This window comes from Nitrospira sp. (assembly GCA_035968315.1).
Classification (GTDB): Bacteria; Nitrospirota; Nitrospiria; order Nitrospirales; family Nitrospiraceae; genus Nitrospira_D.
Genome location: JAVYIN010000005.1, coordinates 274,528 through 300,496, shown reverse-complemented (window position 1 = coordinate 300,496; position 25,969 = coordinate 274,528). Strand labels below are relative to the sequence as shown.

21 protein-coding genes and 3 tRNA genes are annotated in these 25,969 nt (G+C 58.7%); 18 read left to right on the top strand and 6 right to left on the bottom strand.

The features are described 5' to 3' along the window. The first annotated feature begins 22 nt into the window (after nt 1-22). Nucleotides 23-1,567 (top strand): glucose-6-phosphate dehydrogenase, encoded by a 1,545-nt coding sequence (gene zwf, locus RI101_05015; protein MEC4889401.1) that lies wholly within the window; start codon nt 23-25, stop codon nt 1,565-1,567. Between the two features lie 4 nt (nt 1,568-1,571). On the opposite strand, the gene RI101_05010 is transcribed toward zwf, so the two are convergent. Then, nucleotides 1,572-1,898: a thioredoxin domain-containing protein gene (locus RI101_05010; GenBank protein ID MEC4889400.1), complete on the bottom strand. Its 327-nt coding sequence runs from the start codon at nt 1,896-1,898 to the stop codon at nt 1,572-1,574. A gap of 8 nt (nt 1,899-1,906) precedes the next feature. Then, nucleotides 1,907-2,539: a GDSL-type esterase/lipase family protein gene (locus RI101_05005; GenBank protein MEC4889399.1), complete on the bottom strand. Its 633-nt coding sequence runs from the start codon at nt 2,537-2,539 to the stop codon at nt 1,907-1,909. Between the two features lie 155 nt (nt 2,540-2,694). On the opposite strand from RI101_05005, the gene RI101_05000 reads away from it, so the two are divergent. From RI101_05000 to RI101_04990, 3 genes are all read left to right on the top strand, one after another. Next, nucleotides 2,695-4,419, top strand: a complete 1,725-nt coding sequence (locus RI101_05000) for a hypothetical protein (protein MEC4889398.1) — start codon at nt 2,695-2,697, stop codon at nt 4,417-4,419. Nucleotides 4,420-4,453: 34 nt separating this feature from the next. Then, nucleotides 4,454-5,962 (top strand): HD domain-containing protein, encoded by a 1,509-nt coding sequence (locus RI101_04995; protein ID MEC4889397.1) that lies wholly within the window; start codon nt 4,454-4,456, stop codon nt 5,960-5,962. A 96-nt stretch (nt 5,963-6,058) separates the two neighbouring features. Beyond that, nucleotides 6,059-6,610 (top strand): OmpH family outer membrane protein, encoded by a 552-nt coding sequence (locus RI101_04990; GenBank protein ID MEC4889396.1) that lies wholly within the window; start codon nt 6,059-6,061, stop codon nt 6,608-6,610. Nucleotides 6,611-6,617: 7 nt separating this feature from the next. On the opposite strand, the gene RI101_04985 is transcribed toward RI101_04990, so the two are convergent. Continuing rightward, nucleotides 6,618-6,998, bottom strand: a complete 381-nt coding sequence (locus RI101_04985; protein MEC4889395.1) for a rhodanese-like domain-containing protein — start codon at nt 6,996-6,998, stop codon at nt 6,618-6,620. A gap of 11 nt (nt 6,999-7,009) precedes the next feature. Then, on the bottom strand, nt 7,010-8,026 hold the full coding sequence (locus RI101_04980) for a PA0069 family radical SAM protein (protein ID MEC4889394.1): 1,017 nt from the start codon (nt 8,024-8,026) through the stop codon (nt 7,010-7,012). Between the two features lie 110 nt (nt 8,027-8,136). On the opposite strand from RI101_04980, the gene serS reads away from it, so the two are divergent. Together serS and RI101_04970 are read left to right on the top strand one after the other, a co-directional pair. Beyond that, nucleotides 8,137-9,420: a serine--tRNA ligase gene (gene serS / locus RI101_04975; GenBank protein MEC4889393.1), complete on the top strand. Its 1,284-nt coding sequence runs from the start codon at nt 8,137-8,139 to the stop codon at nt 9,418-9,420. Nucleotides 9,421-9,451: 31 nt separating this feature from the next. Then, nucleotides 9,452-9,541: transfer RNA gene (locus RI101_04970), tRNA-Ser, on the top strand. A gap of 28 nt (nt 9,542-9,569) precedes the next feature. Here RI101_04970 and RI101_04965 read toward each other — a convergent pair. Then, on the bottom strand, nt 9,570-9,878 hold the full coding sequence (locus tag RI101_04965) for a hypothetical protein (protein ID MEC4889392.1): 309 nt from the start codon (nt 9,876-9,878) through the stop codon (nt 9,570-9,572). A gap of 339 nt (nt 9,879-10,217) precedes the next feature. Here RI101_04965 and RI101_04960 point away from each other — a divergent pair, with 339 nt between their 5' ends. The 4 genes from RI101_04960 to RI101_04945 all read left to right on the top strand — a co-directional run bounded on the left by RI101_04960 (nt 10,218) and on the right by RI101_04945 (nt 11,975). Then, nucleotides 10,218-10,418 carry a hypothetical protein gene (locus tag RI101_04960; protein MEC4889391.1) on the top strand — a complete coding sequence of 67 codons (201 nt, stop codon included), beginning with the start codon at nt 10,218-10,220 and terminating at the stop codon, nt 10,416-10,418. Nucleotides 10,419-10,940: 522 nt separating this feature from the next. Beyond that, nucleotides 10,941-11,035 (top strand) — tRNA-Ser (locus RI101_04955). A gap of 43 nt (nt 11,036-11,078) precedes the next feature. Further along, entirely contained in the window at nt 11,079-11,753 is a 675-nt protein-coding gene (locus RI101_04950; GenBank protein ID MEC4889390.1) for an FKBP-type peptidyl-prolyl cis-trans isomerase, read from the top strand. 146 nt (nt 11,754-11,899) lie between these two features. Beyond that, a tRNA-Phe gene (locus RI101_04945) sits at nt 11,900-11,975 on the top strand. A 45-nt stretch (nt 11,976-12,020) separates the two neighbouring features. On the opposite strand, the gene RI101_04940 is transcribed toward RI101_04945, so the two are convergent. Next, nucleotides 12,021-12,269 carry a hypothetical protein gene (locus RI101_04940; GenBank protein MEC4889389.1) on the bottom strand — a complete coding sequence of 83 codons (249 nt, stop codon included), beginning with the start codon at nt 12,267-12,269 and terminating at the stop codon, nt 12,021-12,023. Between the two features lie 366 nt (nt 12,270-12,635). Between RI101_04940 and RI101_04935 the strand changes: the two genes are divergently transcribed. From RI101_04935 to RI101_04900, 8 genes are all read left to right on the top strand, one after another. Then, complete coding sequence (locus RI101_04935) at nt 12,636-13,130, top strand: GNAT family N-acetyltransferase (GenBank protein MEC4889388.1); 495 nt, start codon at nt 12,636-12,638, stop codon at nt 13,128-13,130. A gap of 1,683 nt (nt 13,131-14,813) precedes the next feature. Next, nucleotides 14,814-16,403, top strand: a complete 1,590-nt coding sequence (locus RI101_04930) for a S8 family serine peptidase (GenBank protein ID MEC4889387.1) — start codon at nt 14,814-14,816, stop codon at nt 16,401-16,403. Nucleotides 16,404-16,500: 97 nt separating this feature from the next. Continuing rightward, entirely contained in the window at nt 16,501-17,268 is a 768-nt protein-coding gene (locus RI101_04925) for a hypothetical protein (protein ID MEC4889386.1), read from the top strand. 62 nt (nt 17,269-17,330) lie between these two features. Then, on the top strand, nt 17,331-20,246 hold the full coding sequence (locus RI101_04920; GenBank protein MEC4889385.1) for a filamentous hemagglutinin N-terminal domain-containing protein: 2,916 nt from the start codon (nt 17,331-17,333) through the stop codon (nt 20,244-20,246). After that, a complete protein-coding gene (locus RI101_04915; GenBank protein ID MEC4889384.1) occupies nt 20,234-22,012 on the top strand; it encodes a ShlB/FhaC/HecB family hemolysin secretion/activation protein in 1,779 nt (592 codons plus the stop codon). The genes RI101_04920 and RI101_04915 overlap by 13 nt, the downstream gene beginning before the upstream one ends. Before the next feature lie 12 nt (nt 22,013-22,024). Further along, nucleotides 22,025-24,385, top strand: a complete 2,361-nt coding sequence (locus RI101_04910) for a CHAT domain-containing protein (protein MEC4889383.1) — start codon at nt 22,025-22,027, stop codon at nt 24,383-24,385. A 71-nt stretch (nt 24,386-24,456) separates the two neighbouring features. Continuing rightward, a complete protein-coding gene (locus RI101_04905) occupies nt 24,457-25,212 on the top strand; it encodes a DUF928 domain-containing protein (GenBank protein MEC4889382.1) in 756 nt (251 codons plus the stop codon). A gap of 370 nt (nt 25,213-25,582) precedes the next feature. Continuing rightward, nucleotides 25,583-25,969 (top strand): hypothetical protein, encoded by a 387-nt coding sequence (locus RI101_04900; GenBank protein ID MEC4889381.1) that lies wholly within the window; start codon nt 25,583-25,585, stop codon nt 25,967-25,969.

Genomic DNA, 25,969 nt, shown 5'->3' with positions numbered 1-25,969 from the left:
TTCCAACCTCACAAGGGCATCCATGGCAGCCACGAACCCACGCATCGACATCAGCCCGTCCCAGGAGACCCTGCCTCCCGTCGAGCCCTGCACGCTGGTGATTTTCGGCGGATCGGGCGATCTGGCCAAACGCCGGCTGATCCCCGCGCTCTATAATCTGCTCCTCGACGGCCTCATGCCCTCCAACTATGTCGTGCTGGGACTCGGCCGCAAACCGATGAGTGACGATGAGTTCCGCGCCGCCGTTCGCGAGGGGGTCATGACACATTCCCGCCAGGCGCTGATTGAGGACACCTGGAATGCGTTCGCCCGCCATCTGTTCTACCTGGCCGGAGAAAACGACGATCCGCACACCTACATCCGGCTCAAGGCCCGTGCGGAGGAGCTGGAACAGACCTTCCGCTTGCCGGGCAACCGCATCTTCTATCTCAGCATCCCGCCCAGCTCGTTCACGCCTGTGTGCGAAGGCCTCTCCAGCTCAGGCGCCGCCATCAAAGCCAATGGCCATAGTCCCTACGCCCGCATCATCGTGGAAAAACCGGTCGGCCGCGATCTGGCCTCGGCCAAAGCCATTAATGAAGTCACCGCCCGCGTCTTCGACGAATCTCAAATCTTTCGAATCGACCATTATCTGGGCAAAGAAACCGTGCAGAACCTCATGGTCGTGCGGTTCGCCAACAGCATCTTCGAGCCACTCTGGAACCACAAATACATCGACCACGTCCAAATCACCGTCAGCGAAGCGGAGGGGGTCGGCACCAGAGCCAGCTATTACGAAGAAGCGGGCGCGTTGCGCGACATGGTGCAAAACCACCTCCTCCAATTGCTCTGTCTCGTGGCCATGGAACCGCCCTACTCGCTCGACCCGGATGTCGTGCGCAACGCCAAGATGGAAGTGCTGCGCTGCCTGCGCCCAATCGCGGGGAAAGACGTGGAGGAATTTACGGTTCGCGCACAGTACACCGAAGGCACCGCCCACGGTGAAGCGGTGCCGGGCTATCGGCGGGCACAAGGGGTACGCCCCAATTCGACGACCGAAACCTATGTCGCGCTGAAGTGTTTCGTGGAAAATTGGCGCTGGTCCGGCGTGCCCTTCTACCTGCGCACCGGCAAGGCCTTGCCGTTACGCGCGAGTGAAATCGCGGTGCAGTTCAAAGACATTCCGCAAATTCTCTTCAACGCCAACGCCCAGGCCCCGCAGGCTCCCAATGTCCTGACACTCCGTATTCAGCCGGAAGAAGGCTTGTCGTTGCGCATCGTCTCGCGCGTGCCTGGCACCAGAGCGCAGACACATCCGGTTGAAATGAATTTCAAGTACGGGGAAGTCTTCGGCCGCCCCTCACCCGAAGCCTACGAGCGGCTGCTCTTAGACGTCATGGCCGGGGATGCGTCACGCTTTATGCGCCGTGACGCCGTAGAAGCCTCCTGGGCCTGGATTACGCAGATCCTTGACGGGTGGCAACAATCCGGACAACGCTGGCTCCCAGAATATCAAGCCGGCACCTGGGGCCCGGTCGAAGCCGACCGCCTCATCCAACACGACGGCCGCACCTGGCGGACGCTGTAAGTGCTCACCGAGCGGTGTGCACCTGCTTCCGAATCTCCTCCTTCGTTCCCAACCCGCCGATGAACCGCTCGAACGATCCATCACGGTAGAGGGCCAGGGCCGGAAGCGAGGTCACGTCGAGTTCGGCTGGGATCTGGAAGTTCTCCTCGACGTTCATGGCCAGAACCAGCACCTTCGCTCCGAGTTCGTCCTGCAATTGCGCCAATTCGCGCATCAACGCGTGACAATGCCCGCAACCCGGCTTCCAGAACTCGACCAGCACCGGCACGGCGGCACGCTCGACCACCCGGTCGAAATCCGCATCGGTCACTGGTTGAAGGCCTAAAGACATCGTCGCGATTATTGCTGTGCCAATGCAGGCTGCAAGACCTGCCGATAGACGAGATCGGCAAAAAGACGATAGCCCGCCGTGCTGAGATGGAGCCCGTCGTTGGAATACTCCCGGGCCAGCAAGTTGGTGTCTGGTTCGGCGGTGGCGGCAAACAAGTCGATCGCCGGAAGCGCCTTCGTCCTGGCATAGGCACCGATCAAGCCATTGAGTTCGAAGCGCCGGGCCACATGACCGGCCACCCACTCCTGCCCCTCGCGGCTGCTTCCGGCATCTTCCACCCTGAGGGAGGGCACGGTGACCGGAACCGGCACTCCGCCGGCGGCCAGCGTCTGTTCATACATCTTGACCAAGTTGCGCATGATCTCGGCCGGCGGCCCATTCCACCCCAGGTCGTTGGTTCCTCCCAGAATGACGACATAGTGGGGGTGATGCGCCAACACATCCCGCCGGAACCGCAAGAGCATTTCCGCGGTCAATTCGCCGCAGATTCCACTGACCCGCACCTCACCGGCGGTACCGAGCCGTGCCTGCACCCACTCGCCATAGGGAGTGGACTGACCTTGGGGATTCTCCCTCGTCGGGGCCTGAAACCCGGCAGTCAGGCTGTCGCCAAAACAGATGACGCGGACGGGCTGATTCATCGTGGCGCGATTGTACCGGCCACGACGCCTTCTGACAAGCAACCGGATGACGCCGCCCTCATACATTCCGCTAGTCAAGAATACCGATTTTCTTGACGATTTTTCGATGTCCCGATAAGTGTACTACTATGTCAGAATTGAAGGTGGCCCAAGAGATGATGGCCGCAGCAGTGGCTGCGAAACAGCAGGCTGCCCCCGAAGTGACTTCGGTGGTCCAGCTGCTGAAATCGCTGGACCGTGCGTCGAAAAACATCCGCACCTTCGGGATACGCAACAGCGTCGCGCAGAAGTTTTTTAACCAGTTTTATACGGACCTGACCACCCACCTTGCCCATTTCAACGCCTTAACCTTTCTCGTGCAACGAGACGGGCTCTACCTCATGGACCAACTGGTCTATAGCTCCCAGACCGCCGAGGCCGGTGAGAACTTTGCCTTTACGCTCTACAGCGACGGCATTCGCGAGCTGACGCTGCACCCCGATATCACGGAAGAAGATGTGCTCTTCTTCTTCGAAGCCTTATGGAACACCTCCACCACAGACGGATCGGAAGACGATGACATCGTCACGCGCCTGTGGACCAAAAATCTCCCCACGATCACGATCGTGACCGCCGATGAAGTGATGAAAGTGTCAGACATCGATACCGTCCTGACGCCGCAAGCACACACCCCGCTGGAGGCCTCTCTCAAGGACATCCTCGAAGATGTTCGCGCGGCAAAAGCCGCCGACCCGCAACACACGCAGTCCCAGAAACCCCGCCTGACCTCCGGCATCATGGGCTATGACGTGTCGGAATTTGAACTGGCGTCCCTCGAACGCGATATTGCGGCCGAGTCGGCCCGTCAGAGTGCCTCCTATGTCCTTGAGATCCTCAGCGCGATTCTCTCCTCGGAACGGTCCCCTGTCTTGCTGAGTAAAGTCCTCGATATCTATGACGGCGTCCTCATCTCGCTGTTTCAAGGCGGACACTGGACACTGGCGGAACAAGTCCTCAGTCTTCTCGGCGATGCCGAGGCCATGCGCCAGGACTTGACGCCGGAGCACCGCGAGAAAATCGGCGCGATACTGGAGCGGATCGGGCAACCGGAGCACGTGAAACTGATTGAGCGCTACCTCAATACCACAGACGACCCGTCCCTGGACGGGCTGCCCTCGGTCCTCCTCATGATGAAACCCTCCGCGATCTCCGCGCTCTGCACGCTGCTCGGAAATTTGGAGCACCCCACGCATCAAACGTTGCTGTGCAGTGTTTTGACAGACCTTGCCAAGAACACACCGGACTTGCTGGTCCGCCATCTCACCGACCGGAAACCGGCGCTTGTGCGCAATCTCTTGAGCGTGATCGCCCAATGGAATATGCCAAGCCTGGCCGACAGTGTCGAGAAGATCATCCGGTACCCGGATCCGCTCATCCGGCGTGAGGTGATCCGCACGCTTTCAACCCTGAGACCATCGGGCAGCGGCGCCAAGATCGTCCCGCTGTTGAACGACCACGATGAAGCCGTGCGCCTCGCCGCGCTCAAGCCCCTGCTGACCGGCCACTATACGGCTCCGTTTTCCATCTGGGAACCGATCGTCACGGCGGAAACCTTTGGCGAGCGCCCGCCTGCGGAACGGCGCAATATCTTCCACGCCATGCGTGCAACCGCCGGAGACGAAGCCGTCCCCTTTTTGATGAATCTGCTCACGGAGTGGGGATGGACGAATCGGAAAAAACGGGAAGAGCTGGCCCTGCTGGCCGTCGATGCCCTCGGCAAGCTCGGAACCGCAGCCGCGCAGCACGCGCTGGGAACCGGCGCCGAGAAAGGAACGGCCGCGGTCAAGAAAGCCTGCGTGACTGCGCTGGCCCAGATGACGAAACACCTGGATACGCGCTAGCCGACACATTTTATGTATTGCGAGGACGCGTCTCGTGACTGAACCATTGCGCAGCTCAGACCCCGCCACAGCCTCTGCGGCGGCGGCACAGCCCATTCTGACCCATGAAAAATCGCTCACGAAGAAAGTGGCGAAGGGATCGGAAGCCGGCGACATCTACGACCAGCAAGTCCTCATGCTGGGCACGCAATTGGTCACCCAGCTGAGCATCCTCATCAAGATGTTCCGCATCCATGGCCGCACAAACGCCGCGCTGGATGGCCCCGTCGACACCGCCATGACCGTGATCGCCACGCTGGCTCATGAGGAGCCCGCCACCATCCGGCTTCAAAACGATTTTCTCTTTCTCGGCCAGCGCCACCTGAAAGTGACCTCCGGGCAAATGGCCGTGTTCTCGATCGTCATCGACACGTTCAACAAATGGAACATCGGCGGGGTTTCGTTTGCAGCCTCGACGACTCCGCGGGATCTTCGAGAACTGGCGTACCAGCTGGCCACATTCGATGTCGTCAAAAGCTCACTGGACACCCTGCGTACCGCGCTGGAAGAACAGTCCGTCAAGGGCATTACCATCGAAGAGCGCCGGGTCCTTCGCGGCAAAGCGACGGCGAAAACACGCTATGCCAACGCCGCCGCCGCCGTTGGGAAACTCATCCAAGACTCTCGTGAAAAAGGCACCATCGGGTTCAAACAGGCGAAACGGGCGATTCAAAGCATCGTCGACCTCATGATGAACGACGAAGCCTCCCTGCTCGGGCTGACGACCTTGCGCTGCCACGATCAATACACCCACAACCACTCCGTCAACGTTTCTCTGCTCTCAATGGCCTTGGGAAACCGGGCCGGCTATCCCAAAGTCGAGCTGGCCGATTTGGGGCTCGCAGCCCTCTTCCACGATCTCGGGAAAGCCACCATCCCGATGGAGGTGTTGAACAAGCCGGGAGAATTCACAGAAGAAGAATGGCAAATGATGCGCAATCATCCCACCGAGGGGGCACTGAGCCTCGCGCAGATGCGCGGGATCACCAATTTGCCAGGCCGCATGGCCTCCGCCTCATTCGAGCACCACATGAACCTGGACTATTCCGGCTATCCCAAGCTCAACGTCCCCTGGAAATTGTCCATGACCGGGCGCATCCTCATGATCGCCGACTGTTATGACGCCATGACCTCGTCGCGGGTCTATCGGCGGGAGCCGATGTCTCCGGCCAAAGTCCTGAATATCATGTTTGCCAAGTCCGGCTCGTCCTTCGATCCCACCCTGATGAAGCTCTTCATGACCTGCGTCGGCATTATTCCGATCGGCAGCCTCGTCATGCTGGACACGAATGAGCTGGCCGTCGTCCTCAAGCCTGCGATCGACCAGGCCGAGGCGGAATATCCCTACGTCAAGGTGATCACGGATCCCGCCGGAACGCCGATCGACAATGGCCGCGAACTCGACCTCCGCGAGAAGGACGAGATGGGCGAATACCGCCACTATATTGTCCGGCTCATCGACAATACCGAGCGCAAATTCGACACCAGCCGCTATTTCGTCTAGCCAGGCGATACCGCCTTGACAGGCACCCATTGCCTCGTTATTCTCACCCGCGATCAGCTCAAGTCCTGCGTCATGCTTAGCCTAAGGAGTATTGATATGCGCCTCCCGGTCTTCCGGACCCTGTGTGCCACCGCCCTGTTGACCCTCGCCCTGTCGCCCCTGTCCACCTCGCTCCACGCCGCCGAGGCGTTCAAAATGGGGGTCGTCGATCCCCAAAGCGTGCTGGAGAAATCGAAAGCCGGGAAAAAAGCGCTGGAGGGGCTGAAGGAATATGTCTCCACCCGCCAGAAACTGCTCTCCCGGGATGAAGAGGACTTGCGCAACTACGAGAAGCAATTGAAGGAGCAAGCGGCGAAGTTGAGCGACGCTGAGAAAAAAGAAAAAGAAGCGCAGTTCCGCGGCAAGATTCAGGACTATCAACGGCGCGCGCAGGAATTCAATCAGGAATTACAGGGCAAGCAAAAGGAACTGGTGGACGACTATATGAAGCGGATCTCCGCGGCGACCCAAACCGTGGCCGAAAAGGGCGGCTTCTCGCTCGTCGTCGATAAGGGCAGCGAACAGACCATCAAAATCGTGATTTACAGCAAAGACACGATCGACCTTACCGAACAGGTCGTCAAAGAATTTGACCGCGTCAACAAGTAATCCGGATCTACGCCGGCTGGCCCTTCTCCAAGGGACAGCCGGCTTCCCGCCAGGCCTTAATTCCCCCGTCCATTGAGATCACATCGGTATAGCCCATCTGCTGCAGCGCCTCTGCCGCCAACACAGACCGATAGCCCCCTCCGCAATACAGGACGATCGAGGCCTGCTTATCGGGAATCACCGTCTCAATGTCGCGCTCGATGATGCCCTTCCCAAGATGACAGGCTCCGGCCGCATGATCCTTCGCAAACTCATGGTCTTCCCGCACATCCACCAAGTGAAAGCGCTCTCCGCGCGCCTGCCTGGCCTGCACATCGGCCACCGTGCACTCCCTCACCCGCTGCCTCGCCTGCTCCACTAATCGCAAAAATCCAGGATTATGCTGCATCGGTCCTCCTTTTACTCGAACAGTGAACACTGTACGGCCCCAGAACGCCGGAAAGTGGAGGGAATCTCGCCCCTATCCGTCTCCTGAAAGCCGGTCTTGCGCTTCGTCACCTCAAACAACTGCTCAATCATTTGCCAATAGGTCCCGCGCCCCTGATGACGGGCAAAGAACGCAGTGTCTGTGAGATGCCCCTCCCGCGCCTCCCGCAACCGATTGACGATCTTGCTGAACCGATCCGGAAACGCCGCTTGCATCCGTTCGAGAAACACCGGTTCGACGCTCCCGGACAATCGCAGCAAACTATACGTGACGGTCCTGGCTCCGGCCTCATAGGCTCGCGCCAACAACTCTGGAATCGCCTCGTCATTGAGCCCGGGAATAACCGGCGCGAGCGACAGGCCGACCGGAATCCCGGCCTCCGCCAGCGCCTGCATCGTCTCAAACCGCTTTGACGGCGAGGGCGCCTGCGGCTCGACCAGCCGCGCAGTCTCGTGATCCGCAAAGGGAATACTGACATACACCTGCACCCAGGCTTCCCGGTGCAAACGCGCCAACACATCCAGATCTCGCCGGATCAGCGCCCCTTTCGTGATAACCCCCACAGGATTCCGGTACTCGGCACAGACCTCCAGACAGGCACGCGTCAACTCATACGAGGCTTCGAGCGGCTGATAGCAATCGGTGTTGCCGGAAAATACGATCAACTCCCCTTGCCAGGACGGCTTCTCGAACGCACGCCGCAGCAACTGCGGCGCCTCTTCCTTCACCATGATTTTCGTATCGAAGTCGGTCCCTGCTCCAAAGCCCCAGTACTCATGGGACGGCCTGGCGTAACAGTAGGCGCACCCGTGAAAACAGCCACGGTAGGGATTGACGCTCCAGCGAAAAGGCAGGTCCGGGCTGTCATTGCGGCTGAGAATCTCGCGGCTGGCGTCTTCAAAAATCGTCAGCGTCGCGGCAGGGGCCGGCTCCAACAATTCTCGATGCCGCGACTCAAACGGATTGGGAGGATTGGCCACAGGACGCATAGCGCTATCCTGTCCAGCCGCAGCCATCCTTGTCAATCCAGACCCTGCGGTTTCGTTGACTCTGCCCGAATCAGGTGCTAGATTCCTCGAACTTTTTCAGGAGTTGAGTCGTGTACGATCTACGTCAGCTGCGCGATAATCTGGAATCGATCCGTGAGCGCCTGGGCCGCCGGGGAACCGACGTGCCGTGGGACAACATGAAGCAACTGGTAGAAGAGCGCCGGAGCATGACCACCCAGGTGGAGCAGCTCCGTTCTGAGCTCAAAAAAGGCTCCGAGGATGTCGCCCGCCTCAAACGGGAGAAACAACCGGCCGACGAGGCCGTTGCCGCGATGAAACAGCTTGGCGATCGGATCCGCGAGATCGAAACCGGCCTCCGTGGAGTGGAAGATACCCTGGCCGACATGAATCTGCGCATCCCCAATGTTCCGCACGAATCCGTCCCGGCCGGACGGGATGCAGCAGACAACATGGAAATCCGCCGCTGGGGCACCCACCCCACATTCACGTTTGCCCCCAAACCCCATTGGGACTTGGGGGAAGCCCTGGGCATCCTGGATTTCGATCGCGCCGCCAAGCTAGCCGGCGCGCGATTCGCCGTAATGCTGGGGGCCGGGGCCAGGCTGGAACGGGCCTTGATCAATTACATGCTGGACCGGCACACCACGCAGCATGGCTACCGGGAAGTCTTGCCGCCACTCCTGGTCAACCGCGCCACCATGACCGGCACAGGACAACTGCCCAAGTTTGAAGAGGATCTGTTTCGCCTGAAGGATGAAGATTACTTTCTCATTCCTACGGCGGAAGTCCCGGTCACCAACCTGCATCGGGACGAACTGCTCGACGAAGACGCCCTGCCGATCCGCTACACCGCCTACACCCCCTGCTTCCGCCGCGAAGCGGGATCCTATGGGAAAGATACGAGAGGCCTCATCCGGCTCCATCAGTTCAACAAGGTAGAACTCGTCTCCTTCTGCGCGCCAGAGCAGTCACACACAGAGCTGGAGCGGCTTACCGGACACGCCGAGAGTATCTTGCAGGGATTGGGGCTGCCCTATCGGGTCATGACCCTCTGCAGCGGAGATATGGGGTTTTCGGCGGCCAAGACGTACGATATCGAGGTGTGGCTCCCGTCGCAGCAACAGTATCGGGAGATTTCCTCCTGCAGCAACTTTGAAGCGTTTCAGGCGCGGCGCGCGAGCATTCGCTATCGAACCAAAGGCGACAAGAAAACGGCCAAGACGGAGTTCGTCCATACGCTCAATGGCTCGGGCCTGGCTGTCGGCCGCACCTTGCTGGCCATCCTGGAAAATTATCAGCGCGAGGACGGGAGCATCACGGTCCCGGAACCGCTCCGCCCCTACATGGGAGGGCTTGACTGCATCAGCAAATAACGGCACAACCTACAACGACAAGCGTGCATACGGAGGGGTGACGGAGCGGCCGAACGTGCCAGTCTTGAAAACTGGAGACCTCGCAAGGGGTCCGCGAGTTCAAATCTCGCCCCCTCCGCCATACCCCTCTTCCCTGCGATCTTCCAATTCTACGCCCGAATCAAGATTTGCTCACAGGCTTCGCTTAGAGACGCTTGCTGTTCTTCCGAATACCGCACCAATCGAGCCCTCTCGCGCGCATCGATTGTAATGAGTTCGATCGCGACCCATTGATGGCTCACCGATCGCACCTCTGCCAGCTGAATAACGATATAGCTGTCATCGTTCGGGAGCCAGAGCCGGACTCTGACCAGGTCACCCGCCGAAAGAAAGCCAGGCTCCCTCAGCCTTCGATCGACCCCGGATATTTCATAGATACAGCCTTCCGCCTGATACTGCGGAGCCACCGAACTTAACATGCAATCTATTGTGACCGTTCCCACAGACATCCGATCGTTCCTCCTCCCCCTGAGCGATTCGTTCACGCTCCACGGTATCCTTTCGACCATCGGCACCACTATCCCCCAGAAGTTGGATATTCCCCCTCTTTCAACCACTGCTGGTAACATTCCGCGCCTGCCACGATTTCAGCCAGACACACAGGCCCCTCAATGTGGGAAGCACACCCTACCTCTTCGGTATTTCACACCGCCACGGAACCCCGTATCGTGTCTCCTGCCAGCCTGAGCAGGCGATGAGAAAGGCACCGAAGTACGCACACCATGACAACAGGTTGATCCGCGTAAGGAGGGAGCCCCATGCAAAAACAAATCGGCAAGGTGGGAACCATTCGGAGAAACGTCGACGGAAAAGCCTGCGCATTCTGTGGGAGCCATCAATATCAACTCCGTCTGACCCCCGCGGCCGAACCGGGAATCGTGAAGCTCCATGCCTATTGCGTCCAGTGCCACCGCCAACACTCGATTGGCAACAATCTTGGAGACATCCTCTGGATGTAGATGCCGTCTTTCGGCCTTGAGTCCCCTTCACCGCTAGAGGGAGGAACATATGCACAGACCCCTGACCCGCTGGAATCACTACCGGCACACTCGCAGACAAACCCGTACCGCCCTTCGTTTGCTCACCCTGAGCGGTGTCATTCGCCCAAGTACCAGCGAGCCTCGCTATATCATCTCACCGTTGAAAGTGACCGCACTTCGTGACCATCAGGAATGCCCGGTGCAGATTCAGCCCCATGTTCCATCACGCCCCCATCAGATAAACCTGGCCATAACCCGCCTTCAAGCCACAGCCAAAACCTGGGTTGAATTTTCCACCCACCACTTGCGGCAGTTGCACTGGGGAATGGGAAAGGCGGCCTGGCGCATTATCGGAATTCCTTCTGTCCGATAAGACCTTTTACTTGTGCCGCTCATGCCGGCTGAGGTAATATCAGCCCGCTCGTTAGCGGACCAATCCCCACTGACGAAAACATGCCCGTTCGATGCCCACGGACATGCGCCCCATCGCAGCCCTATCGTGGAGAGGTGGCCGAGTACGGCCGAAGGCAACGGTTTGCTAAACCGTCGTAGGGAGAATATCCTTACCGAGGGTTCAAATCCCTCCCTCTCCGCCATTTTTTGAACGAGGATTTCCTCACCATCACGAAAGGATGATCCATGCGCATCGTTGCATTGCTCGCGGCTCTGCTGCTGACAGCGTCACCCACACTGGCAGCCTCAGGAGACCCCACGACAGACGACCAAAAAACCCTCTATGCCCTGGGCTTGGCCATCAGCCAATCCTTAGGCACCTTTGCCCTCAGTGAAGCGGAATTAGAATTTGTCAAATCCGGCATCGCGGACGGCGTCTTGAAGCGCACTCCCAAAGCGGATCTCCAGGCATTCGGACCAAAGATTCAACAACTCCAGCAAGCCAGAGCCGCAGCCGTGGCCGAGGGCGAAAAGAAAGCCGGCGCGGCCTACCTGGCTAAAGCGGCAGCAGAAAAAGGCTCCACCAAAACGGACTCCGGCATCATCATCACCCCGATCAAGCCGGGCACCGGCGCCGCACCTAAAGCTACCGATACTGTAAAGGTCCACTACCACGGCACCCTCATCGATGGCACCGTATTCGACAGCTCCGTGAAGCGCGGTGAACCAGCCACCTTCCCGCTGAGCCAAGTCATCAAGTGCTGGACCGAAGGCGTGCAACAGATCAAAGTCGGCGGCAAGAGCCGCCTCGTATGCCCCGCCAACCTCGCCTATGGCGACCGTGGCTCGCCTCCCGTGATCAAGCCGGGCGCCACGCTGACCTTTGAAGTTGAGCTATTAGAGATCGTCGCGGCAAAATAACCGGCCGTGACAGACAGAGGAGCGGCGGCACCGATCGGTGCCGCCGTTTTTTTCGACAAGAAACATGGAGCAGGCCCAATTGGTCTTGACCAACTCACGGCTCCTGCGGTATTGTCACCACCTTCCGCGACCGAGCCTCTTAGCGTGCCGAGGTAGCTCAGTTGGTAGAGCACAGCCCTGAAAAGGCTGGTGTCGACAGTTCGATTCTGTCCCTCGGCACCATATCCCCTTCAAAATATTAACAAAATCCAGCTTCATTCGACCCCGTCAAAAAGCCACGATTTCAGCATTTTTCAGCTTATTTCGCCCGATTGGTTGTCCAAATGGTTGTCCAAGACCATGAGCGGTCAACCAGCTCCCAGGGCTTAGAGACGATCCTTTTTCATGCGCTACAATGCCCTGTCTTACACCCCGTTTTATGTTCGCCACCATCACCGTCCCTTCCCCGTTACGGCTCATAATCGTTGTCGAAAAATCTATGCGGGCCGCATTCATCTCATCGCGCAACACTGTCATGACACTGTCTTGACATCGCTTCCCTCTTACGCTACCTTTAATACCAAGGAGAGGTGCCAAGATGACAGTCCGTGCTATTCGAAGCGAAAAACTGGATCTTCGGCTGAGTGCCTCAGATAAGCGGATACTGGAAGCGGCGGCCTCCGTTTCCAGTCGATCAGTGAGTGACTTTGTCCGTGAAAGTGCGCTCGCGCACGCTGATGAAACCCTGGCAGATCGTCGCACCTTCCTCCTGAGCAAAGCACAATGGGCTGAGTTTCAGGCGGCGCTCGATGCTCCGACTCGCCCCCTCCCTCGCATGAAAGAACTCCTGACTGAGCCAGGATTCTTTGACGCCCGCCCTCTTCACCGCACGACAGAACCGCGTTGACTCGAACGATCGAAAAGCTTCAGCGCCACCACGCCGTTGATGCATTCGACTGCGGCCGAAAAGAGCTGAATCGCTTTCTCCAGCAATACGCCCTCCCCAATCAACAGAGCGGGGGATCACAAACCTATGTGGGGGTGGTCGATGACACCATCGTCGGCTATTACGCACTCGCGGTCGGATCGGTTGAGCAAGCCATGGCCCCGGAACGAGTGAAGAAAGGGCTCGCCAAACATGCCATTCCAATCATGCTGCTCGCCCGGTTAGCCGTAGATCTTCACTGGCAGAAGCAAGGAGTGGGTGCTGCACTCCTCAAGGATGCAACCCTGCGAACCCTACAGGCTGCGGATATTGCCGGAATCCGTACCTTGGTGGTCCATGCCAAAGACGAGAAAGCAAAACAGTTCTACGAACGCTTCGATTTCCTCCCCTCCCCCAGCGATCCGTTGCATCTCTTCATGCTCTTAAAAGACCTTCGAACGCTCTTTTCGTAAGACGCGCTCTCATCAAGACCCTCCACGCCTCCTCCTCTCTCGTCGTTCCTATTCCCTCTTAACACTGTTGTCCCCATAGACGCCCGGGCCATCCTTGCCACCTTCATTTCATGTGGGTCCAGTCTGTCCCTCGGCACCATAATCCCCTTCAAAATATTAACAAAATCCAGCTTCATTCGACCCCGTCAAAAAGCCACGATTTCAGCATTTTTCAGCTTATTTCGCCCGATTGGTTGTCCAAGAAGTTGTCCGAGACCAACTGCCGTACTCCCACGCTAGAGAGTCAGATCCAAACGCTGTAGACAATCAAATCCCTTGACCTATGAAGCATTAAGTAACGAATCAGTATTGAACTCTCGCAGCATAGAACGCAGTCTTTTCCATAGATGAATCCATTTTGATCCGGGCTGAATTCTTTTAGGTTCTTACAAGAATCTCGTTTCATCAATTCCATATTTCGCAAGAAAACGAAACCCCTCCAATAAGCCCGCCAATTCACGCCTGAGAAGACCACACCATCGCAGACTAACCTGCCTTCGCATTGGCCTCTCGTTTGCAAATTCATTTCAACGAGAACCAAGAGCTGGACGCTAGCAATCAAATGCCGTCCACACCGGCAAGGAGCTGACCATGGATTTCACACTATTGATCTTCTTCTCCAATACCCTCATGGCCCTCTTTATCTATCTGGTCCTGAGGCTGATTTGGCAAGACTGACAGGGAAACGGCGTCATGCAGTTTGCCCTGAATGGGAATGTCAGAACCGAGGTCCCGATGCTTCTCCTCCTTCAACCGTTGCCTTGGCAAAGAGCCGGCCATGCGGCATCCGGCTCACATGCGGAGTCGAGTCGCTCCACACAGCCTGGATCGTGCCCAATCCAGACTCTGCCTGCCGCCTCCACGCCGAGGACATGGGAGCCGCCCTTTCCCTTCATGGAGCGGCGGCTCCTTCAAACGGTCAAGGCACAATATGAACGGAGCAGGTGGGCAATACAAACGGAAGCACGGCGGGATCAAGCTGAAACGGATCGAGCCCCTGCAGCATCGAAGCGGATGCATTCTTTGCACGGAGGACAACCCCGCCGTCACGGCGCTGCACCAGAGTTATCGAAGGCCATACCGGTTCATGTGCCGCAGGGGGGAGAACATCCAGTGACAGCCAACGAACGGACACACCAGCTGGCAACCGAGAAGAGACAAGAGGCACGATCGGAAGACCGGGGGCAGAATCAATGATCGAGGAGGAGACGTAAAAGGCTTTGCCTGCAGAGGACTTATCGCCCAGGCCCGTCTGAAAGCAGCCGGCTAGCATTGAGGCCAAACACAGGATCCAGCATGACCGTTGCGTCAAATCCACCATCAGCCCACTCCCGAAGAAAAGCCGTTGCTTCTCTATCGGAAATTGCTGGGATATCTAAAGGCGTTTGCAGAAGAGAATATACGGAAATTACCACAATATGCGCATAGCCTCACATAGCTGGAGAACCCTCCCCGATAACCATAAAGGGTTATTGCGAATATTGCGAAAAAGGCCTAGTTAGGCACCATATCTGACAGGCTGCAGGGTCCACGACAGATCGGCTGACGACAAATGGAGGAGAGCCACGGAATGGCTCTCAGGCTCAAATGCTCACTCCTCCCCTTACTTTTCCACAGCAGCTGCTGCATGGATCTGGCCGGATAATGGAACTCGACCGCTCTCGCTTGTTGCTCGGCTTCAAACGCCCTCAAACATGTGCCACGGTTAAGAATCTGCTGCAAGGAAGCGGGCTCATCCTCGAAGACTCACCGGACCAATCCGATCGTGCTGCGTTCCTTCCGGGGGAACGCGTCCACCACACCGACCAGCGCTTTTGGGTTCGGACGCCCGGCAACAAGCCGGTCGATCAGCGAATTTGGAACGCGCTCGGCTCTAGAACTAGCCAAACACAACTGGAATGGATCGGCCCGGTTTATCGGTTGCCGGAGACAACGGGACGAAAAGGGCTGCTCTGTCCCCTACCCAATACGCTCGTCATCAAGCCCGCTCAACAAGCAACGGTGGTGATAGCAAATAGCCTAGAGGCTCTTACCATAAAGATGCGCCGCTTAGGCCTGGAAGAAGTGTCTGGACAAGAAGCCGCGTGTGCGTTTCGAGCTTATCAACTTAAACAGCCAAAAAAGAACAGTGCCTACGACCTAAACAAACACCTCCAGGAGAACGCACGGGATTCCGTCGAGTTCGTCGATTTTGATTATATGCCTCTATTGGATTCCATCGCATCCGGCGGCCAGCACGCCCCGACCGGACGTCTCTATGAGCAGCAATGGAATTTAACACAGATCGGCGCTCAAAAAGGCTGGGGTATTACAACCGGACACCGCACAGTAGTCGTAGCCGTGATCGACCGGGGCTGCGATCTCACACACCCGAGCCTACAGGCTGCTTATACAACAACGGGCGCAACAGTTTCAGGCTCCAGCATCGTCCCGGGAGGCCAGGCCGTCAACAGCTCGCATGGAACCTATTGCGCGGGCATCATTGCGGCCGAATGGAAAGACCATTGCGTTGCAGGGCTGGCTCCGAATTGCGCGATCATGCCCATTCGGCTCCAGACAGAAACATCACAGGAATTGGCCATCGCCATTGAGCATGCGACGAATCAGCGCGCCCATGTGATCAGCATAAGCTTGGCGGACAATGGATTCGAAAGCCCGAGCGTGAGAGACGCCATCAGAAAGGCGTCCAGCCAAGACATTGTGATCTGTGCTGCGACAGGGAATACCAACGGTTCCTCGATTGCCTACCCCGCATCCGATCCATCGGTCATCGCGTGCGGTGCATTCAGCCTCGATGGCAATAATACCGAGAAGCGCTGCGACGAAACCGTGTGGGGAACCGGGTGGGGATCGAATTACGGCACGGGACTCTCCGTGGTGGCTCCCGGGAACCATATCATCACCACCCAAAACAACGACTCGGGAAGTGCCGATGGCGATTACACAATGGATTTCTGGGGAACCTCTTCGGCGACCCCCCACGTAGCGGCGCTGGCCGCTCTGGTCATCAGCGTCTATGAGAGTACCGGGAAGTCCTACACAAGCCGGGACGTGCGCGACATTATTGAAAGCACCGTAACGCCATTGCCTGCACCTCCCTATCTATACAATCACAATGATCCCACGGGCACCCCTTATCCCTACCTCTGGGATCAAGAAACAGGATACGGCCGCATCAGTGTAGATAGGGCGCTGCAAGAGGCATACAAGCGTTGCACAGGAGGCAGCCCATAGATGGGCAATAGGTTCGTCGGAATTATCTAAGGTATTGTGATCCGGGGAGCCGGGATGTCCGCTACCCCAATATTCTCACCCCCCACAGGAGGAGAACATGACGAAGACACCAACGCTGCTGCTCGCCACACTGTGCTTGCTGGCCACTGCGGTCATCTTGCCCGTGCCATCACAGGCCGCCACCGGTTTAACCGTCGTGATCCAGGGCACACAGCTCACGGCCGGAAATTGCACCGATTTCCCGAACGACGTCGTTCTCAGCAATTGCGACGGAACCGCTAAAAGCTATAGTGGGATTACCATTGAAAAAAAACCGGGTGCCGCCAATCCGGCAATGGCAAAAGTGACCGACGGCAACAATGACTCGATCTGGGTTGAAAATGTGCTCATCACGGCCAGCACGGAGCCAGTGAACGGAGACATCGTATTTTTCGCACAGTTCGATGCACCACCGACAGCCAATCCGAGCGCCAACCCTCCAGTTCAAGTCCAATTTGATCGAACGGCCAACGGTTCGATGACGCGGGGAAGCAATGCAGCTAAAGATGACTGGTTCAAGGTCACCGGCTGGGTCAATGACAACAATACAGGAGACAACGAGATCGCGACATATCAGCAAAAGTCCGTGTGTTGCTCCATCCCGGCATCGTATGGCAATTTCAATCTGGCGACGAGTGAAACCTGGAGTTCCGGTCTTGCCGGAAGCCGTGTAATGAAGGGAGAATTCTGGTTCTATCAGAAATACGCGGGTGACAAACTCACCTTATCGCTTGTCGAAGTGAAGTCTGCCGCAATTGCAAACGTTCCGAACTTCGGCCAGACCGGAGTGTTCGACGGGTATGCCGAAAGATTTTTGAAGCCGTAACCAGAGGACCGCAGGGGAAAGGTTCTAATGGCGGGGTCGGATTTGGGCGGGGAGAATCGATCATGAACGACACAACTAGCCGGAATCAGCTTCCTCGCTTATCTCCAAACTCAAGCATAGGCCTCATCCTTGCCATTTTGGCCTTTCTCTCGTTCACGACAAACAGCCTTCGAGCCCAAGTCACAACCTCGATTACCTCGACGAATGGCGCAGGAAATCTCAACACCACGATCACACCGAATGGAAATCTCTACAACATCACCGGCGGCACGAGACCGGGCAGCGGTCCGAACCTGTTACATAGCTTTGGAGACTTCATCATTGGACCGGGGGATGTCGCCAACTTCCTCAACAGCAGCGGGCTACAAACATCCAACATCCTTGGCCGCGTCACAGGCGGAAATGTCTCGAATATCTATGGGACGATTCAAACCACCCAGTTCGTGAACCCGAACGGGGCCGCCGTCAATTTGTTTCTGATGAACCCTGCCGGCATCGTCTTCGGCCCAACCGCCAGCTTGAATGTCGGCGGATCGGTCGCCTTCACCACCGCCAACTACATTCGCCTGTTCGACGGAACGAACAGCACAAACTTCTACGCGAATCCGGCGAGCGACAGCCTCTCAAACAGCGTGCTTTCCGTGTCGCCCATCGCGAGTTTTGGATTCTTGGAGCCCGCCGCCTTTGGATTCCTGGATGCCGCCCCTGCTCCCATTACCGTTCTAGGCAGCGCGCTCTCCGTTCCTGTCAGCCAATCGATGACCTTGGCTGGCGGAGATATTACGATCACATCCGATCCCGCCACCGGTACACCGAGCATGCTCGCAGCGCCAGCCGGTGAAATCCGACTGGCCAGCGTGGCCTCGCCTGGCGAAATTCTCCTCCCCAATTTGCAGACCGGCCCGAACATCAACAGCCAGTCATTTTCGACCATGGGAACCATCACGCTCTCGGAAGGCGCCTTCCTCGACACGAGCGATAACGCCTTCGAAGCCGGAGGCGCAGGAGGCACCATCCGTATTCGAGGCGGACAGTTGGTGATGGACAGCGCCCTTCTTTTTTCAGCAACCCAAGGGAACGTGGACGGCGCGCCGACCGCCATCGATATCAACCTGACCGGCGATCTGTCGCTCAATAATACAATCGGGATGCCAAGCACAATCTTTTCCGCAGGGACTGGACAAGGCCGTTCCGGTGATATCTCCATCAACGCCCAGAATGTGCAAGTGTCGGGAGGATCCCTCCTAGGAACCTCAACGGACGGCGATGCCCAAGCGGGAAGCATCAACATAACAGCATCCGGGATTGTCTCCGTCACTGGAGGCGACGGCCTAGGAGGCTTCAGCAGTATCCAGAGCAGCACGACGGGAGGAAACGTTGTAGCCCGTGCCGGCGATGGCGGGCAGATTACAATCAACGCCGCCTCGATTTCCCTTGGAGAACAAGGCGGAATCCAAACCCTAACCATAGCCGATGGAAAGTCAGGGAATATCGCCCTTTCGGCCGAGAACCTCACGATTACCGGAGGAGGATTTATTGAGACGATCGGCACAAGCCAGGGTGCAGCTGGAAGTATCGCTGTAACTTCGACCGGCACAGTGTCCCTTGCCGGGGCCTCACAATTCACCCAACCCACGCAAAGCCGCATCAGCACTTCTCAGGCCGGGCTTGGGTCAAGCGGCGACATTTCAATCACTGCAAAGAATTTTCGCCTTACCGATGCCGCTCAACTATTTACGATATCTGACACGGCCGCCAGTGGCACCGTGAACATTACCGCCATAGACTCGATTCTTATCGGACAAAGCGCTGAGATAAACAGCCGAACGAGATCAGTCGGCGCTGATACAGGTCCCATCCAGTTATCCGCACTCAAGAGTATCACTCTTGACGATCACGCCGTTCTTCGAAGTTCCACGACTGAGAGCGGAACCGGAGGGGCGATCAACCTCACAGGAGAATCGATCACGCTGTCCGGCCAAAGCTTAATCACAAGCCGCACCGTATCTTCCGGCCAAGGCGGCCAGATTCAACTCAGCGCATCCGACTCAATTTCTCTTTTGAGTGGATCCATAATCACCACCGAAAGCCTGAGCACATCGACCGGTACAGCCGGGTCAGTCGCCATCACAGCCGGCAAGCAAGTCTTGTTGATGGACCGGGGCACCAAAGTCCTCTCTGATACTCAAGGGCCTGGTGCAGGCGGCGATATTACCGTAACCGCCGGACAATCCGTGACCATGAGCGGTGGCGCATCGATTTCAGCCAGCAGCGCCGGGCCCGGCAATGCCGGCAATATTGCCATCGCTGCGGGACAAGCGTTTCGCATGACAGACAGCACGGTGCGAGCTGAGGCCGCGCAGGCTGGCGGCGGCAATATCGACATCCGCGCGACGGATCTCATCCGGCTGACGGACAGCACCATCAGCACTTCGGTGCTCGGCGGTGCCGGCGGCGGCGGCAATATTTTCATCGATCCGAACGTGGTCATTCTGCGGAACAGCCAGATTCTCGCCCAGGCGGTGCAAGGCAACGGGGGCGCCATCACCATCAACTACTCCCAGCTCTACCTGCAAGACGCCCTAAGCCTGGTCGATGCCTCATCACAGTTCGGCCTGGATGGCCCGGTGAACATTCAGTCGCCGACGTCGAGCCTGAGCGGCACCGTCTCGTCCCTGCCCGCCTCGTTGCGGCAAACGCAGACGCTGCGGACGGGACGGTGCGCCGCCCTCGCGGACAGCCAAGCCAGCAGCTTGCTCATCGCCGGACGCGACCATTTACCGGCGGAACCAGCCGGGTGGTCACCGAGCCCCTTCGCAACCGGCGGAGAGAACAGCGGCCCATTCGCCCGGACCGTGCCATCACGTGAGACCGTCACGACGCCGGCCGACGAATCGGTCTCGTTGCGCCGCATGAATCCGGCCGGCTTTCTGACCCAGAGCTTCGCGGAGAATGGGTTGACCGGATGCCGCGCTTAAGCTCCGACGCGGCCGATCGTATGCGGCGCGTGCCGGCACAGCCGGGAACACGCCTCGCACGCTTCTTGGGGGTCGTTATGCTGCTCGCACTGACGCAGCCGCCGCTCTTCGCGCAAGTCATACCGCCGGTCTTCGACCCGACCGGCCGTTCCGGCGAACCGTCCGGACCGCTGAAAAAAGAGTTTCCGCCGCCCGGCCCGCCGCCCGGTCCGGTCCTGCCACCGGTTCCCCGCCCTCCCGACGGCGATCTCAAGCAGCCGTTGGGACAGATCCGCGTCTTTGTCCATGACATCCATGTGACCGGCAGCACCGTCTTCACGGACGCAGAGATCGACGCAGTCACCAGCCCCTATAAGGGCCGCACCCTCACGACAGACGATCTGGAGCGGCTGCGCCTCGCGTTGACACTCCTCTATGTCAACCACGGCTATATCACCTCAGGCGCGATCATCCCCGATCAGGATGTGACCTTCAACACCATCACGATCCAGATCGTCGAAGGCGCGCTGGCACGGATCGATGTGGAGGGCACCGAGTGGTTCCGCCCCGACTACCTGCGTGATCGGGTCGCACTCGGCGCGGGCACCCCGTTTGCCATCGCCCCATTGCAAGAGCGGCTGCAACTCTTGCAGCAAGATAGCCGGATCGAGCGCATCAACGCCGAACTCCGCCCCGGAGACCGGCGCGGCGAAAGCATCTTGAACCTGCGCGTCACGGAAGCGAGCCCCTGGAAAGCCTGGCTGGATCTGAACAACCATCAAACGCCCGTCGTCGGCGCCGAACGAGGACTGGCCACCGTCGCGCATCAGAACCTCACCGGCCATGGCGATCTCTTTTCCTTCACCTACGGCCGGTCTCGCGGCGTCAATCCCATCATCGATACCTCCTATACGCTGCCGGTCTCCCGCTACGACACCACCGTGACGGGGTACTACCGGCGCAACGACTTTCTCGTCGTCGCCGACAACTTTCGGTCCCTCGATGTGCGGTCTGACGCGGAGATCATCGGTGTCACCATCCGCCAGCCGCTCTATAAAACCCTGACCGACGAGTTCGCCGTCGCCGTGACCGGTGAACGCTTGTACAACAAAGTCACCTGGAGCGTCGGCACCAACGATCTGATTCCCGGCTCGTCGGATACCGGGGTCAATACGGTCAGCGCGCTCCGCTTCATCCAAGAATATGTGCATCGGACGCCGAGTGCCGTGGTGGCCGCGCGTTCCCGTTTTTCGATCGGCCTTGATGCGCTGGGCGCGACAAATAATGCCGGTCCCCTGCCCGACTCGCAATTCTTCTCCTGGTTAGGACAGGTCCAGGGCCTGCGGCGGCTCGATGACTGGGGGGGCGTGCAACTACTGGGACAGATGAGCCTCCAACTCTCGAACGACCGCCTCTTCCCGCTGGAACAGGTGCCGGTCGGAGGACGGTTCAGCGTACGGGGGTATCGGGAGAATACCCTCATCCGCGACAATGCGTTCCTCGCCTCCCTCGAATCGCGCATCCCGCTGCTGGCCTTTCCATCCGGAGAGCCCCGGCTGCAATTCGCCCAATTCGCCGATATGGGCCGTGCATGGGATGCCAAGGGCAGCACGGCCGAGCCCAACACCTTGGCCAGCGTCGGGCTCGGCCTACGCTGGACTCTCCTGCCGCAAGAGCGCGCGCGATTCGAACTCTATTGGGGGCATCCGCTCAACCATGTGTCCCATCCGCCTGGCAATCTGCAAGACCATGGCATCCACCTGCAAATGGTTGTACAGGTCTTATAAAGGACAACGCCCATGCCCCATCGAGATCGGTCTCTCCCGCGCGGCTTCCCCCTCAACCCCCATCGTACGGGCGTGGCACGAGGCCGCCGGATCTTGTTGCGTCTGCTGCTCTGTGGACTCTTCCTGATCACCGGCCTGAACCTGGCAATCGCAGCAGACCATCCTGACCAGCTCATGACCCAGGGCTCGGAGGCCTTTCACCGTGGTGATTTCGAACAGGCCCTCGCCGCCTGGAAAGACGCCGCCCGGTTATTCGGGGAGCAGGGCGCCGTGCGCCTGCAAAGCCAGGCACTCCTCGGCGCCGCGCAAGCCGCGCAGACACTCGGACATACGAAGCAGGCGCTCCAATCTCTGGAACTCGCGCTCGCCCTGGCACAACAACAGACCGACAGGGTCTGGCAGGCCACCGTGCTGGCCCACCTGGGACGCGCCTATCTGGAGACCCGCCACCTGGACATGGCGGCGGATCTGCTCGCCCAAGCCCACACCATGGCCGGCCAGCAGCCCTCTCCCTCGCTGATGGCCTCGATTCTGAACGATCAAGGCATCCTTGCCGTGCTTCAGCAACACGAGGCCGATGCGCTGGCCGCTTTTGCCGACGCCATCCGCCTCGCCCAGGCCGGACAGGCGCCAATGGTGGCCCTCCACGCACGGATCAATGCCGCACGCGCCGCCCTGCGGCTCGGCCGTCCTGACGACAGCCGGCGATGGACGGATCAGGCGCTTGAGCAACTCACCCTGCTGCCGCCATCCCACGACAAAGCCCAGGCGCTTGTGCGTGTGGGACGCTTGTACGCACGGCTCCGGACGCTGCTGCCAGACATCCAATCGCCCCTCTTGCTGCGCGCCGCCGGGGCGCTTCAGGAATCGGCCACGGTTGCGAAGTCCCTCGGCGATACCCGCACGCTCTCCTATGCGCTCGGCTATCTGGGCCATCTGTACGAAACAGAGCACCGGCTGGACGACGCAATCCATCTCACCAGACAAGCCTGGTTTGCCGCCCAGTCGGTGGACGCGCCGGAATCGCTGTATCGGTGGGAATGGCAGTTGGGACGCGAATTGGGACTGGCAGGCCAATTGGACGAGGCGATCGATGCCTACCGGCACGCCGTCGCCACCCTGCAGCCCATCCGGCCACAACTCACACAGGCGCACGCCGGCGACCCGCCGGACGAGCAGGACTCGATCCGCCCGCTCTTTTTCGAACTGGCGGACCTGCTTCTCCAACGCGCCTCGCGCGGCCCCGGCGCGCCCGGCATCGAGCAGGACATCCTGGCCGCGCGGGACGCCATCGAAGCCTCTAAGGCCGCCGAGCTTCGCGACTACTTTCGTGACGACTGCGTGGATGCGCTCCAGGCGCGCACAATGCCCTTCGACCGGCTCGCCCCGTCCACTGCGGTCGTCTACCCGATCCTTTTCCCAACCAGGATTGAACTGCTGGTCAGTCTTCCAACCGGACTCACGCGCTACCTCGTGCCCATCGACGACAAACGGGTCACGCAGGAAATCAGAGCGTTCCGCCGCCTGCTGGAAAAACGGACGACGCATGAGTATCTGCCTCATGCCCAGCACCTCTACGACTGGCTCGTACGGCCAATCCAGGCCGACTTGAACCGCCTGCACATTACGACGCTCGTCTTCGTGCCCGATCGTGCGCTGAGAACCGTGCCGATGGCGGCGCTGCACGACGGAACCGCCTTTCTCATCGACCGGTACGCCGTCGCCTCGACCCCCGGATTGACGTTAACCGACCCCCACCCGCTGGACCGAACACGCACACGCATCCTGGCGGCCGGGTTGACGGTCTCCGTGCAGGGTTTTCCGGCCCTGCCTTACGTCGCGGAAGAACTCGCTTCGATTGAATCACTCTACAAGGGGCAGCGCCTCGAAAATCATGACTTTCTGGCTACCCGCCTCGAAACGGAATTACGCGAAGGCCGCTACGGGGTGCTGCACATTGCCACCCACGGACACTTTTCCCCTGAACCTGCGGACTCGTTTCTGCTCACTTACGACGGCAAACTGACCATGACACAGTTGGACCGCCTGGTTGGGCTCCTGCGCTTCCGGCAAGACCCGCTCGAACTGCTAACCCTGAGCGCCTGCCAAACCGGCATCGGCGACGACCGTGCCGCCTTGGGCCTCGCCGGCGTGGCGATCAAAGCCGGAGCCCGTAGCGCGCTGGCGTCCCTCTGGTTCATCAATGACGAAGCCTCCACCGCCCTCATTGCGGAATTCTACCGGCAGCTCAACAATCCTTCGGCCTCAAAGGCCGAGGCCCTGCAGCGAGCCCAGCGCCATCTGCTGAAGGACCGCGTGTATGCCCACCCGGCGTACTGGGCGGCATTCCTCTTGCTGAACAATTGGCTATAAATATGAAACCATTTTATGCTACGGTATTCGCGATGGAGAGTCATTCAGACGGTGGAGCAACAAGGCCTCTTGTGCGGCGCACATTGCCATATTTGATGCGAGCGCTGTGTGCCGGTCTCATCCTATCGTTCTCTCCCTCGTTCGGACAGACGGCCGATCTCCCCGCTGAAATCCCCTCCGAGAGCGGCTCCGATGCCTCCATACCAATCTATACGCCGCCCCCCAAACTGGTTCCCCGTGCACGCGTTGGAGGCTCCCTTCGCGGAACGGAAGGGAGCGATCCGGAGATTCAGGCCCTTGTCCCGGATCATGTCGGACTAACCATCAGCCGGACACCCGTCTTGAATTGGTTCCTCTCCAAGCCGACCGCCTATACTGTACGGTTCACCCTGGTTGACAATCGCCAGATTCAACCCGTCTACGAAGCTCCCCTGCCTTCTCCGAAAGCCGCCGGCATCCAGGCGATCAATCTGAAAGAGCTGGGGCTCTCCCTTGAACCGGACGTGCAATACCGCTGGTATGTGTCCGTTGTCCGCAATCCCGACTCTCCATCTCAAGATATCGTCGCCGGCGGCGTCATTGAGCGCTGTGAGTTCAACGCCTGCCTGGTGGAGGCAGGGCCGGATCTCACCTGCACGACACACAGCGTCAGTGAGAATGCACATAACGGGTTTTGGTACGATGCCATGTCCTGCCTCTGTTCGCTCATCGAACACCACCCAACAGATAAATCCCTCCGCCGCATGCGGGCGGCGCTGCTCAAACAAGTCGGTCTCCACGGCGTCGCGGAATGGGATTTACGAGCCCTCTCCTCGCATCCTCGTTAGGCCATTCTTTTTCCTCAATATGGTTTTTGAACAGTCGGGAGAATCCTTTTTAGACCAACGACGAATCCATTTTGATTCACTTTAAGAATTTTCTCCCATCTGCTATTCCCGCCATAGCCCCGACAAAATAAATTTTCCCACTATTCTGCCGCATTCTTACTGATCCCATCGGGTTTGTCCGCAACGGCATGTGGTTTGCGTTGCTACTCCAATATTGTCCCATCAGCACCACCGCACTCAGGAGAAGACAGGATGACACTGGAATTCCTTATTATCTGGGTCCCCTTGGTCAGCATCCTGGGCGTTGTGTGGTTCCTGGTCTTGTCCATTACCCTTGACGATCGGCGTATCATCCAAAAGGAACCGGCACATGGCACAACAGACCTCGAAGCATCCGACCCCCCTCAACACCGCCCCTCCCCCCCAGGACCTATGGCCCAATAGTCATAGTCAGCCGACAACGGCGGCGCGGCGCTTGTCCGTGAAAAGTGCCCCCGCCTCTCTGACGGCTCATGGCACCTCACGTGTCACCGTGAATGTGCCCACCATTCTGATCGAGCGCCTCCGAAATGCCATTTATTGGACTGAACGAGCCACGCTGGCGCGTGTCATTACCGATGCGCTGCACGATGCCGTGGCCGAAATGGAACAGGCAAACGGCGGAGTCTTCCCTCCTCGTCTTGCGCCCTTGAAACCGGGAAGGCCCCGTCGCAGGCCGATACCTCAACCGCATCCGCCTTGCGAACGGACTGTCTAG

Excerpts from the sequence above, each read along its gene's own strand:
- RI101_04990 (MEC4889396.1), top strand. The coding sequence starts at position 6,059 with ATGCGCCTCCCGGTCTTCCGGACCCTGTGTGCCACCGCCCTGTTGACC.
- RI101_05005 (MEC4889399.1), bottom strand. The coding sequence starts at position 2,539 with ATGAATCAGCCCGTCCGCGTCATCTGTTTTGGCGACAGCCTGACTGCC.
- RI101_05010 (MEC4889400.1), bottom strand. The coding sequence starts at position 1,898 with ATGTCTTTAGGCCTTCAACCAGTGACCGATGCGGATTTCGACCGGGTG.
- RI101_04965 (MEC4889392.1), bottom strand. The coding sequence starts at position 9,878 with ATGTTAAGTTCGGTGGCTCCGCAGTATCAGGCGGAAGGCTGTATCTAT.
- RI101_04950 (MEC4889390.1), top strand. The coding sequence starts at position 11,079 with ATGCGCATCGTTGCATTGCTCGCGGCTCTGCTGCTGACAGCGTCACCC.
- RI101_04930 (MEC4889387.1), top strand. The coding sequence starts at position 14,814 with ATGGAACTCGACCGCTCTCGCTTGTTGCTCGGCTTCAAACGCCCTCAA.
- zwf (MEC4889401.1), top strand. The coding sequence starts at position 23 with ATGGCAGCCACGAACCCACGCATCGACATCAGCCCGTCCCAGGAGACC.
- RI101_04910 (MEC4889383.1), top strand. The coding sequence starts at position 22,025 with ATGCCCCATCGAGATCGGTCTCTCCCGCGCGGCTTCCCCCTCAACCCC.
- RI101_04960 (MEC4889391.1), top strand. The coding sequence starts at position 10,218 with ATGCAAAAACAAATCGGCAAGGTGGGAACCATTCGGAGAAACGTCGAC.
- RI101_04940 (MEC4889389.1), bottom strand. The coding sequence starts at position 12,269 with ATGACAGTGTTGCGCGATGAGATGAATGCGGCCCGCATAGATTTTTCG.
- RI101_04980 (MEC4889394.1), bottom strand. The coding sequence starts at position 8,026 with ATGCGTCCTGTGGCCAATCCTCCCAATCCGTTTGAGTCGCGGCATCGA.
- RI101_04925 (MEC4889386.1), top strand. The coding sequence starts at position 16,501 with ATGACGAAGACACCAACGCTGCTGCTCGCCACACTGTGCTTGCTGGCC.
- RI101_04920 (MEC4889385.1), top strand. The coding sequence starts at position 17,331 with ATGAACGACACAACTAGCCGGAATCAGCTTCCTCGCTTATCTCCAAAC.
- RI101_04915 (MEC4889384.1), top strand. The coding sequence starts at position 20,234 with ATGCCGCGCTTAAGCTCCGACGCGGCCGATCGTATGCGGCGCGTGCCG.
- RI101_05000 (MEC4889398.1), top strand. The coding sequence starts at position 2,695 with ATGATGGCCGCAGCAGTGGCTGCGAAACAGCAGGCTGCCCCCGAAGTG.
- RI101_04985 (MEC4889395.1), bottom strand. The coding sequence starts at position 6,998 with ATGCAGCATAATCCTGGATTTTTGCGATTAGTGGAGCAGGCGAGGCAG.
- RI101_04900 (MEC4889381.1), top strand. The coding sequence starts at position 25,583 with ATGGCACAACAGACCTCGAAGCATCCGACCCCCCTCAACACCGCCCCT.